Origin of the sequence: Longimicrobium sp. (genome assembly GCA_036387335.1) — a bacterium.
GTDB lineage: Bacteria > Gemmatimonadota > Gemmatimonadetes > Longimicrobiales > Longimicrobiaceae > Longimicrobium.
This window is the reverse complement of the sequence record DASVTZ010000003.1, coordinates 1-11,337: the sequence shown is the minus strand read 5'-3', so window position 1 is coordinate 11,337 and position 11,337 is coordinate 1. Positions and strand designations below refer to the sequence as shown.

Sequence of the window (11,337 nt, the reverse complement as noted above, 5' to 3'; positions counted from 1 at the left end):
GCGCGCCGCCGCCGACGCCCTGCGCCGCGCCAACGAGGAGCTGGAGCAGCGCGTGGCCGCCCGCACCGCCGAGCTGGCGCAGACCAACATCGCGCTGGAGGAGGAGGTCGCCGAGCACGAGTCCGCCCGCGAGGAGCTGCTGGAGCGCACCCGCGAGCTGGAGGGCGTCTTCCAGGCCCTGCCGGACCTGTACTTCCGCATCGACCCGGACGGCGTCATCACCGACCACCGCGCGGGGCGGGCGGCGGGGATCTACTCGCCGCTCCCCGACTTCCGCGGGCGGCGCATGCAGGACGTGCTCCCCGCGGAGCCCGCGTCGCGCTTCGCCGGGGCGCTGGAGGAGGTGGGACGCACGGGCGAGCTGGCGTGCGTGGAGTACGCGCTGGAGATGGACGGCGCGCTGCACGACTTCGAGGCGCGCCTGGTGCCCCTCGCGGACGGATCGCGCATCACCGTCGTGCGCGACATCACCGAGCGGAAGGCGGCCGAGGCGGAGATCACCCGCCAGAAGGCGTACTTCGAGGAGGTGATCGGCAGCCTGGAGAGCGGCGTGGCGGTGTTCGACACCGACTACCGCTTCGAGTACTCCAGCCCCAGCACGGTGCTGGACCCCGAGGTGCGGGCGTGGGTCGTGGGGCGCACCGTCATGGAGTACGCCGAGCGCATCGGCCTGCCGCCGGAGATCGCGCGGAAGCGGCACGACGCGCTGGTGCAGGCCGCCACCGTGCGCGCCTCCGTGCAGTTCGAGGAGGAGATCCGCCGCCCGGACGGCACCAAGCGCCACATGCTGCGCCGCGCCCTCCCCGTGCTGGACGCGCAGGGCGAGCTGATGAGGATCATCGGCTACAGTGTGGACATCACCGAGCGCAAGCGCGCGGAGGAGGCGCTGCAGGAGCGCGAGGAGCGCTTCCGCACCCTCATCGAGCACGCGCACGACATCATCACGATCCTCGACGGCGAGGGGAAGATGGTGTACCAGAGCCCGTCCACCACGCGGGTGCTGGGGTACGCGCCCGACGAGCTGGAGGGGATCAGCGCCTTCTCGCTGGTGCACCCGGACGACGTGGCCGCGGTGCAGGAGGCGATGGGCGCCATCGTGGGCGCGCCGGGGACGCTGGCGAGCGCCGAGTACCGCTTCCGCCACAAGGACGGCAGCTGGCGCCGGCTGGAGACGTTCGGGCGCACGCTGCCCCCCGGCTCGCTCGAGGGCGCCGCCATCTTCAACAGCCGCGACGTCACCGAGCGGCACGAAGCGGAGCGGGCGCTGCAGGAGCGCGAGGAGCACTTCCGCCGCATGATCGAGAACGCGTCGGACATGGTTCAGGTCGTCGCGGCGGACACCCGCATCGTCTACACCGGCCCCTCGGTGGAGCGGCTCCTGGGCTACACGCCGGAGGAGATCCAGGGCAGCAGCGCGATGGACTACCTGCACCCGGACGACATCCCCGCCACGGTGGAGAAGTTCGGGGAGATGCTCTCCAGCCCCGGCGTGCCGATCACGGCCGAGTACCGGGTGCGCCACAAGGACGGCCGCTGGCGCGACTTCGAGGCGCAGGCCATGACGCTCGCGTCGCACTCGGCCGAGGAGGGCGTGGTGGTCAACGCCCGCGACGTAACCGAGCGGCGGCGCGTACAGGAGGTCCTGCAGCGCAGCGAGGAGCACTTCCGAGCGCTGATCGAGAACGCGCACGACCTCACCGTCATCGTGGACGCCAGCGGGCGCTTCGTGTACCAGAGCCCGTCGATGGAGCGCATCTACGGCCGCTCGCGCAACGAGACGCTCGGGCACACGCCGTGGGAACTGATGCACCCCGACGACGTCGCGGCGGTGAAGGCCGAGTTCGCGCGCATCCTGTCGAACCCGGGCTCCATCGGCCACGTGGAGTACCGCTACCGCCACGCGGACGGCTCGTGGGTCTACACCGAGGCGTTCGGCCGCACGCTGGACCCGGAATCGGCCGAGCAGGGCGTGGTGGTCAACGCCCGCGACGTCACCGAGCGCCGCCTGGCCGAGAGCGAGATCCGCGACCAGGAGGAGCGGCTCCGCTTCGCGCTGGAGGCGGGGCGGATGGGCGCGTGGGAGTGGGACGTGGCGACCGACCGGGTGACCTGGTCGCCGACGCTGGAGGAGATCCACATGATGGCGCCGGGCAGCTTCGCCGGCACGCGCGAGGCCGCCATCGCGGACATCCACCCCGAAGACCGCGCGCGGCTGGAGGCGTCGCTCCACGCCGCGGTCACGACCGGCCAGAAGTACGAGATCCAGTACCGCAGCATCCTCCCGGACGGCAGCATCTGCTGGCTGGAGACCAACGGCCGCGTGATGGAGGACGCGGAGGGGCGGCCGGTGCGCATGGTGGGCGTGTGCCGCGACATCACGGAGCGCATGCGCGCCGAGGAAGCGCTGCGCCGCGCCACCGAGGACGCGGAGCGGGCCAACCGCGCCAAGAGCGAGTTCCTGTCGAGGATGAGCCACGAGCTGCGCACGCCCATGAACTCCATCCTGGGCTTCGCGCAGGTGCTGTCGCGGGCGGGCCTCTCGTCCAGCCACAACAAGTACCTGCAGCACATCCTCAAGGGCGGCCGGCACCTCCTCAACCTGATCAACGAGGTGCTGGAGATCTCGCGCATCGAGAGCGGCAAGCAGACACTCTCGCTGGAGCCGGTGCACCTCGCGACCGTCCTGCAGGAGGCGCTTGGCCTGGTGCGCCCGCTGGCCGAGCAGCGCCGCGTGGAGCTGGACGATGCGCCGTACGTGGCCGATCCCGGCGCGTACGTGCACGCGGACCGGCAGCGCCTCACGCAGGTGGTGCTCAACCTCCTCTCGAACGCGGTGAAGTACAACCGCCCCGGCGGCCGCGTGCGGCTGTGGAGCGACGCCGCGCCGGGGGAGGAGTGCGTGCGCATCCGCATCGAGGACACGGGCCCCGGCATCCCCGCGGACCGCGCGGACCAGCTCTTCACCCCCTTCGCGCGCCTCGGCGCTGAGCAGACGGAGGTGGAGGGCACGGGCCTTGGCCTCGCCCTCTCGCTGCGCCTGGCCGAGGCGATGGGCGGCGACCTGGTGCTGGAGAGCACGGGCACGGGCGGCAGCGTCTTCCGCCTGGAGCTCCGCCCGGCCGAAAACCCGCTCACCCGCGCCGAGGAGTCCGGCGGCGCCCCCGCGGCCACGGGGGTGGGACCGCACCGTGCCGCGCGCGTCCTCTACATCGAGGACAACCTGGCGAACCTGGCGCTGGTGGAGACCTTTCTGATGTCGCGCCCGGAGTGGCAGACGATCCCGGCGCTCCAGGGCCTGGTGGGCGTGGAGCTGGCGCGCGAGCACCACCCGGACCTGATCCTCCTGGACCTCCACCTGCCGGACATGCACGGTTCCGAGGTCCTGCGCCGCCTCCGCGCCGACACGCGCACCTCGGACATCCCGGTGGTCGTCATCAGCGCCGACGCCACCCGGAGCGCCGTCGACGAGCTCCTCGCCGCCGGCGCCGACGCGTACCTCACCAAGCCGCTCGACCTGGACGAGTTCCTTCGCACCCTCGAACAGTTCCTCCCCGAGCAGCCAAAGTCCGCGTGACGGCGATCAACAGCATGGCTCACGCGGAGACGCGGAGGCACGGAGAAAAAGCTCACAGAGAGAACACAGAAGGAACAGAAAGCCATAGAGGAAAACAGTCGGGCCCTTCTTCTGTTCTTTCCTCTGCGTCTCCGCGTCTCCGCGTGAGGCCCGCCGTCCCTGAATGCGCACCGAAACTCGTGGAGTTGGAATGACGCACGACGAAGTGCGCGCCTGCACCCTGCTGCTGGTCGACGACGAGATCCCCAACCTGGAGCTCCTCCAGGTGCTCCTCGAAGTGGAAGGCTACACGCGCGTCATCAGCACCTCGGACGCCCGTCAGGCGATCCCGCTCTGGGAGCGCCACGCGCCGGATCTGGTGCTGCTGGACCTGCACATGCCCCACCGCGACGGCTTCGCCATCCTCAACGACATCCGCGAGCTGACCCCGCCCGGCGAGTTCCGCCCCGTGCTCGTCCTCACCGCGGACATCACGCCCGAGGCCAAGGAGCGCGCCCTTTCGTCTGGCGCCAAGGACTTCATCAACAAGCCGATCGACGCCACCGAGGCGCTGCTCCGCGTGCAGAACCTGCTGGAGACGCGCGTCCTCTACCGCCGCGAGCGCGAGGCACGCCAGGCCGCCGAGCTCCTCGCCGAGGCGAGCCGCGTCCTCAACGCCTCGCTCGACGCCGCCACCGCCGTCGCGCAACTCGCCCGCCTGGTGGTGCCGCGCGTGGCCGACTGCTGCGTCGTGGACCTCTTCGACTTCGAGAGCGGCGAGCCCGTCCGCGCCGGCGCCGCCCACGCCGACCCAGCCGAGGAGCCGCGCGTGAAGGCCGGCGTCCTCGCCTCCGGCCCCGGCTCGGAGACGGCGTGGGCCCCCTCGCCGGAAGAGGCGGCGGCGTGCTTCGGCGGCGCATCGGCCGGGTCCGCCGTCGCGGTGCCGTTGCGGGCCGCGGGGCGGGCGGTGGGGCGGATGGTGCTCGGCCGCTCCGCCCCCTTCACCCCGCCCGACGTCGCGCTGGCCGAGGAGCTGGGCCACCGTACGGCGATGGCCGTGGAGAACGCCCGCCTCTTCCGCGCCGCGCGCCAGGCCACCGAGGCGCGCGAGCACACGCTGGCCGTGGTCGCGCACGACCTGCGCAACCCGCTCACCGCCATCCGCATGGACGCGGAGATGCTGCGCTCGATCCTCGCCCCCCGGCTGGACGACTTCGAGCGCGGCTCGCTGGTGCGGATCGACCAGGTGGCGGGGCAGATGGACGGGCTGATTCAGGACCTGCTGGACGTGTCGCGGATGGAGCGCGGCGCCACCGCCCTGGAGCTTGCCCCCCGCGCCGCCGACGACCTCCTCTCCGAAGCCGCCGACACGCTGGGCCCCCTCGCCTCCGCGCACGGCCTCACGCTGGAGGTGCGCGGCTGCGGCCCCGAGACGATGGTGAACGCGGACGGCTCCCGCGTGGTGCAGGTGCTCTCCAACCTCGTCGGCAACGCCGTCAAGTTCACGCCGGAGGGGGGCACCATCACCCTCTCCTGCCACCGCGACGGCGACGAGGAGGTGCGCTTCGCCGTCGCGGACACCGGCGCGGGGATCGAGCCGGAGCAGCTTCCGCACATCTTTGGAGCCTTCTGGCAGGCGCGCCACGCCGACAGGCGCGGGCTGGGGCTGGGGCTCTCCATCGCGCGCGGGCTGGTGGAAGCGCACGGCGGCCGCATCTGGGTGGAGAGCGAGCCGGGGAGCGGCACCACCTTTCACTTCACCCTTCCGGCGCACGCCGCGCACCCGGCCGCGGCCGTCTGACCCGACCCTCAATCGCACCGGCAAAATGAGCCGCATCCTCGTCGTCGAAGACACGCTCGAGATCGCCGAAGGGCTCCAGCGCACCCTGGAGTACGACGGCTACGAAGTGTCGCTGGCCACCAAGGCGGCGCACGCGCTGGCCGTGGCCACCAGCGACAAGCCCGAGCTGATCGTGCTGGACCTGGGCCTCCCGGACCGCGACGGCTACCACGTCCTGCAGCAGCTCCGTGAGCGCGGCGTGCAGACGCCGGTCCTCATCCTCTCCGCGCGCCGCGAGGAGGAGGACAAGCTGCAGGGCTTCCGCCTGGGCGCGGACGATTACGTCACCAAGCCGTTCAGCATCTTGGAGCTGATGGCGCGCATCTCCGCCCTGCTTCGCCGCGCCCGCCCCGCCGCCCCCTCCACGGACGGCGCCGCCGAAGCCCCCCGCCCCGCCGCCCTGGCCGACGAGGCCCTGCGCGAGCGCTTCAACCTCACCGCCCGCCAGATCGAAGTCGCGCGCCTCCTGGGCGAGGGCTTCACGAACGCGGAGATCGCCACCAAGCTCGAAATGAGCTACTACACCGCCCGCAACCACACCGAGCAGGTCCTGGCCAAGCTCGGCGTGTCGTCGCGGGCGGCGGTGGGGGCGCTGCTGTACGGGCAGGGGTGAGTCTCTCCGGAGTCCTGGTGCGGCCCGGGGAACTGCGGGCCTCACACAGAGCCACAGAGGAAACAGAGAGGAGAACAGAAAGGACTCACTCTGTTCTCGCCGTTTTCTCCGTGTCTTTGTGTGCGGCCTTGCTTCTCTTTCTCGCCGACACCGCCTCGGCGCAGTCCGGGCGCACGGCTTCCTTCCCGGCCCAGAACGTTGCGATCCGGTCCATTCCGCGGACGATGCTGCACCAGGGGAGGGCCGTGGCGGCGAAGCGGTGGACGGACCGGCTGGGCGAGAACACGCTCATCCTCACTCAGACCGGCAAGCTTCCTGGCAGAGCGTGCCCGCCGGACCAGGCGCCGTGTTCGGACGCGGAGGTGTACGCGTACCACTATGTAAGGCGTGGCGCGGCGGTATCGCTGCTCTGGCGGACCGGCGACTTCGAGCGAGGGTGCGAGTTCGACCTGTACGCGGGGTTCCTCACGGAGAGCATCGCCGTCACGGACCTGGACGCGGATGGGGTGGCGGAGAGCTCGTTCATGTACCTGCTCGCGTGCCGCAGCGACGTGAGCCCGGCCACGCTCAAGCTCATCTTGCACGAGGGCGCGCAGAAGTTCGCCGCGCGTGGCTCCAGCCGGCCGCGGGGGGCTGAATACGGTGGAGAGGTTCGCCTGGACGAGGCCTTTGCGCGCGCGCCGCGGACGTTCGGGGAGTTCGTGCAGGCCCAGTGGAGACGGTTCAGGGGCAGCGACACGTTCCAGCAGTTCTGAAGTCGAGTCGATTAGCCGCCAGACCAACCTCTCCCCTACTCCCCGCTGCATGGACACCCCGCCGCACGAACCCGCTGACGAACCAATCTTCGGCAGGCCCCTGGCGCCGCGCCGCGGCTGGGGCGCCGCCGTGCTTTCCCTGCTCGTGCCGGGGCTGGGGCACGTGTACGCTGGGCGCGGAGGGCGCGGACTGGCGATGGCGTTGTTGGCGGCGTCGATGGGTGCGGGCGCGTTGTTCCTCACCATGGTCGTTCCCGTCCCGGTGCTTCGCGTTTTCCTTCTCCTGATCCCGCTCCTGGTCTTTCTCGGCGTCGCGGCGGATGCGTTCCGCGTGGCGGCATCGGCGCGCGATCCGTTCTGGGGGAAGTGGTACAACCGCTGGTACGCCTACGTAGGGGTCTGGCTCGCCGCCGCATTCATCGTGCAGCCGCTGGTCTACGCGACGATCACCCGGCACGTGGCGCAGGCATTCGTCTCGCCGAGCACCGGAATGGAGCCCACGCTCCTCCAGGGCGACTACATCCTGGCGGCCCCGATCCGCGGACAGCGGCTCCGCCTCGCGATGCCGGTAGTATACGAGGGGTCAGACGGCGTCGTCCGCGTGCAGCGGATCGCGGCGCTCCCGGGCGACACCGTGGAGATGCGGCGAAAGGCGCTGTTCATCAACGGCCGGCTCCGCCGCGAGCCATACGTCCAGCACATCGACCCCGCGAACGACGTGGTGGACGAGCAGATGGGATGGCAGGAGGATTTTCTGGCGCGAGCGAAGCCGGATTATGAGCCGTCTCGCGACAACTGGGGCCCGCTGGTGGTGCCCGCCGGGGAGTACCTCGTGCTGGGCGACAATCGCGACAACACCCTGGACAGCCGCTACCTAGGCTTCGTGCCGCGCGAGCGTATCCGGCGGCGGCCCGTGTGGATCTACCTGTCGCGAGACGCGGCGCAGGGCGAGTACAGGTGGGGCCGGAGCGGGCGTGGCATCGAATGAGCGACGAGCGCGGTGGGCAACTCGATAGCCGCACCGCTGATCGACTCCGCCGAGGTGGAAACATGCGCGGAGCCGGGCTCGTACTGGACCTCCTCCGTCGCCTTGCCTACCTTTCGACGACGGACGCCCGCGTCCGCATGCTGAACCCTGAACTGGTAGTGCGATGAAGCAGTGCCCTTTTTGCGCCGAACAGATCCAGCGGGCCGCCGTGGTGTGCAGGCACTGCGGGCGTACCGTACAGACGCCTCTTTCGCCCGGGAAGGCCCGCACGGTCGAGGTTGGGGCGGGCTTCGGCGCGTTCTGCTTCGTGGGGGCGCTCCTGTACGCGGTGATGGGCGGGGCGCTCGACGGAAAGATGGCGAGTGCCTTCGTGGCCCCCGCGGCGGCCTCGCGCGTGCCGGCGGCCGCTCCCAAGCCGCCGCCCCCCCCGCCGCCGCTGGTGGTCAGGGTGCTCGACGAGGACGCGCTCGAGCTGCCACCCGGCGAGCACTTCGACACCGCGTTCGCCGTATCCGACCGGCGCCCGTGCACCTTTCGCGCGCGGGTGCAGGGGCTGGAGGGTGGGCAGCGCGACGTGGAGGTGTACCTGCTGGACGAGGACGGCAACTCCAACTGGCACAACGGGATCAAGCCCGCGGCGCTGTACGAGAGCGGACGGACCTCGGCCAGCACCATCGAAGTCCCGCTCCGCCAGAAGGGCCGCTTCCACCTCCTGCTGTCCAACCGCTACTCGCTGCTGACGGCCAAGACGGTGCGGGTGGAAAACGCGCGCGTCGTCTGCGAGTAGCCCGCCCCGGGCGCACATGAGCATCGAGAACGTGTCGGACACGGCCCGCTGGGTGGCCGTGTACCGCGCGATGGAGACGGAGCGGCCGGACGCGCACTTCCGCGACCCGTGGGCGCGGCGCCTCGCCGGGGCCAAGGGCGAGCAGATCGTGCGCGAGCTTCCGGGCGGCGCGGCGATGTCGTGGGCGATGGTCGTGCGCACGGCGGTGATGGACGAAGTGATCCTCGACACTGTCCGCCAGCACGGCGTCGACCTGGTGCTGAACCTGGCCGCGGGGCTCGACACGCGCGCCTGGCGGCTGGATCTGCCGGCCGATCTCCGCTGGGTGGACGTGGATCTGCCGGGGATCCTGTCGTACAAGATGGAAGTGATGCGGAGCGAAACCCCTCGCTGCCGCTACGAAGCCGCGCCCTGCGACCTCACCGTGGAGGCGGAGCGCTCGGCCCTCCTCTCGCGCCTGGGACGGGAGTCGCGGAGCGCGCTGGTGGTCACCGAAGGGCTCCTCGTCTACCTCAGCGAAGAGGAAGTGGGCGCGCTCGCGTCGGCGCTGGCGGCGGAGGGCGCGTACCAGTGGTGGCTCACCGATCTCGCGTCGCCCAGGCTGCTCGTGTGGATGCGCAAGCGCTGGGGCAAACAGGTCGGCAAGGGGAACGCGCCCTTTCGCTTCGGCCCGGAGGGGGGCTCCGCCTTCTTCGAGCCGTTCGGCTGGCGCGAAGTGCTCTGGCGCAGCTCACTAGAGGAGGCGCGTCGCCTGCGCCGCGAGATGCGCGGGATGTGGCTGCAGCACATCATCATGCGCTTCGTCCCCGAGGCGAAAAAGGAGGAATTCCGCCGCTTCAACGGCTTCCTCCTCCTGCGCCGCGCCGACGGCTGACGCGCACGGACCCCTGGCGCGGATCACGCCGCTCTTGTGCGAGGCGGCGCGCCGGGCCAGAATGGGCGGAACCTCCTTTGCCGACCCTCCTCCCGCCGTGCCGTGGACTCCTCACACACCCCGGACTCCGAGCGCCCCACGTCGCGCGTCCCGATCCCCGTCGTGCTGCCTCGCGAGCGCATCGGCCGCGGGGCGCTCCGGCTGGCGTTCGAGCTGCTGGTGATATTCGCGGGCGTGTACGCGGCGTCGATGGTCGGGCAGTACCAGGAGCGGCGCGCCGCCGCCGAGCGCCGCCACCAGATCCGGCTCGCGCTCACGCGGGAGATCGAGTCGATCACCAGCCGCACGCGCCGCGCCGAGGGCAACGTGGGGAAGGCCGTGGCGTACTACGACTCCGCCATCGCCGCGGGGGCGATGCCGCCGCTCGAGCCCATGCTGGAGCCGGTGCGCGTGGAGGCGCACATGTGGAACGCCACACTGGAATCGGGCGGGCTGGAGCTGCTGGACGTCCCCACCGTGTACCGCCTCTCCCAGTTCTACAACGAGCTCAACGCCGGCTTCGAGCAGCTGGCGCAGCTGCGCCAGCTCTCCGAAAGCATGATCCTTCCGGGGCTGGACCGCGGTACGACCGAGTTCTACGATCCCGCCACGAAGAAGCTGCGCCCCAAGTACGGCTGGTACCTCACCGGGCTCCGCAACCTGCAGCGCCAGGCCGGCAGGATCACCGCCGAAGGCGATACGCTCGTCGCCGTGCTGAGGCGGGCGGACGGGCGCGGCGCGGACACCCGATAGCCCCGACCGTTCGACACCCCGGCATCAGATGACAGAACCGACCGGCTATCCGTTCTCGGACCTGGAGCTGTCGCGCAGGCTGGAGCGCACCGAGGGGCGCGCCAACGCGGCGTTCGTGGATGCGCGCGCTCGTCTCGACCCCGCCAGCGGCGCCACCTGGATGGAGGCGGCGGGCGCGTACGCCATGTTCGACGGCGCGGAGTCGCCGCTCACGCAGACCTTTGGGCTCGGCCTCTTCGCGGAAGCCCGCGACGAGGATCTCGCGCGCATCGAGGCGTTCTTCGAGGGCCGCGGCGCGCCGGTGTTCCACGAGGTCAGCCCCATGGCCGATCCCTCGCTCCTCGCCCGCCTCTCCGCGCGCGGCTACCACCCGATCGAGCTCTCCAGTGTCCTCTTCCGCCCCACCGCCGGGGAGCTGAGCGGCCCGCGTACGCCCGGCCTCACCGTGCGGCGCGCCAGCCGGGAGGAAGCGGACCGGTGGGCCGGGATCACGGCGGAGGGGTGGGCGAGCGAGGCGCCGGAGCTGGGCGACTTCATGCTCGCGCTGGGCCGCATCAGCGCCAACGCCGAGGGCTACCACAGCTTCCTCGCCGAGCTGGATGGCGAGCCGGTGGCGGCGGGCGGGCTCAGCCTGGGCGAGGGGATCGCGCTGCTGGCGGGCGCCAGCACCATCCCCGCGGCGCGCAGGCAGGGCGCGCAGCTCGCCCTCCTCCAAGCCCGCCTCCGCTTCGCCGCCGAGCAGGGCTACCCGCTGGGGATGATGGCCGCGCTCCCCGGAAGCGCCTCGCAGCGCAACGCCGAGCGCCAGGGCTTCCGCATTGCGTATACGCGCACCAAGTGGCAGCTGCGGCGGAACACCCCATCCGCCTGACGGCTCTCCGCCGCGCATCGTGGCGGAACGGGGGGCATTGAAGCGGCGGCGGGTGCGGAACCTGCTCCTTGATGGGTCTCGCGCCGACGGCCACGCGCCGGGGTCACCCTCGCAGCCGCCCCGATGATCGACCCTCTTCCGCCACCGCGCAGCGACCGCGGCCGTGCCGAGAGCATCCGGCGGGACGAGCCGGGCGCGTTCGAGGCGCTCTTCCAAGAGCACCACGCGGAGCTCTGCCGGTTCGCCGAGGGCTACGTCCGCGAG

The 11,337-nt window shown here is 71.4% G+C and carries 9 protein-coding genes; all 9 read left to right on the top strand.

What is annotated here, in order from left to right; translation table 11 throughout:
• The coding region (locus VF647_00160; protein HEX8450469.1) for a PAS domain S-box protein at positions 1–3,574 on the top strand (3,574 nt) is incomplete at its 5' end.
• A gap of 190 nt (positions 3,575–3,764) precedes the next feature.
• A complete protein-coding gene (locus tag VF647_00155; protein ID HEX8450468.1) occupies positions 3,765–5,354 on the top strand; it encodes an ATP-binding protein in 1,590 nt (529 codons plus the stop codon).
• Positions 5,355–5,379: 25 nt separating this feature from the next.
• Positions 5,380–6,006, top strand: a complete 627-nt coding sequence (locus VF647_00150) for a response regulator (protein HEX8450467.1) — start codon at positions 5,380–5,382, stop codon at positions 6,004–6,006.
• A 224-nt stretch (positions 6,007–6,230) separates the two neighbouring features.
• Positions 6,231–6,761, top strand: coding sequence for a hypothetical protein (locus VF647_00145; GenBank protein ID HEX8450466.1), 531 nt, complete (start codon positions 6,231–6,233; stop codon positions 6,759–6,761).
• Positions 6,762–6,891: 130 nt separating this feature from the next.
• Positions 6,892–7,749 (top strand): signal peptidase I, encoded by an 858-nt coding sequence (gene lepB, locus VF647_00140; GenBank protein ID HEX8450465.1) that lies wholly within the window; start codon positions 6,892–6,894, stop codon positions 7,747–7,749.
• A 163-nt stretch (positions 7,750–7,912) separates the two neighbouring features.
• On the top strand, positions 7,913–8,536 hold the full coding sequence (locus VF647_00135) for a hypothetical protein (GenBank protein HEX8450464.1): 624 nt from the start codon (positions 7,913–7,915) through the stop codon (positions 8,534–8,536).
• Between the two features lie 16 nt (positions 8,537–8,552).
• A complete protein-coding gene (locus VF647_00130; protein HEX8450463.1) occupies positions 8,553–9,410 on the top strand; it encodes a class I SAM-dependent methyltransferase in 858 nt (285 codons plus the stop codon).
• 102 nt (positions 9,411–9,512) lie between these two features.
• Positions 9,513–10,202 carry a hypothetical protein gene (locus VF647_00125; GenBank protein HEX8450462.1) on the top strand — a complete coding sequence of 230 codons (690 nt, stop codon included), beginning with the start codon at positions 9,513–9,515 and terminating at the stop codon, positions 10,200–10,202.
• 28 nt (positions 10,203–10,230) lie between these two features.
• A complete protein-coding gene (locus VF647_00120) occupies positions 10,231–11,073 on the top strand; it encodes a GNAT family N-acetyltransferase (protein ID HEX8450461.1) in 843 nt (280 codons plus the stop codon).
• Positions 11,074–11,337: the final 264 nt, after the last annotated feature.

Excerpts from the sequence above, each read along its gene's own strand:
- VF647_00145 (HEX8450466.1), top strand. The coding sequence starts at position 6,231 with ATGCTGCACCAGGGGAGGGCCGTGGCGGCGAAGCGGTGGACGGACCGG.
- VF647_00135 (HEX8450464.1), top strand. The coding sequence starts at position 7,913 with ATGAAGCAGTGCCCTTTTTGCGCCGAACAGATCCAGCGGGCCGCCGTG.
- VF647_00155 (HEX8450468.1), top strand. The coding sequence starts at position 3,765 with ATGACGCACGACGAAGTGCGCGCCTGCACCCTGCTGCTGGTCGACGAC.
- VF647_00150 (HEX8450467.1), top strand. The coding sequence starts at position 5,380 with ATGAGCCGCATCCTCGTCGTCGAAGACACGCTCGAGATCGCCGAAGGG.
- VF647_00120 (HEX8450461.1), top strand. The coding sequence starts at position 10,231 with ATGACAGAACCGACCGGCTATCCGTTCTCGGACCTGGAGCTGTCGCGC.
- VF647_00130 (HEX8450463.1), top strand. The coding sequence starts at position 8,553 with ATGAGCATCGAGAACGTGTCGGACACGGCCCGCTGGGTGGCCGTGTAC.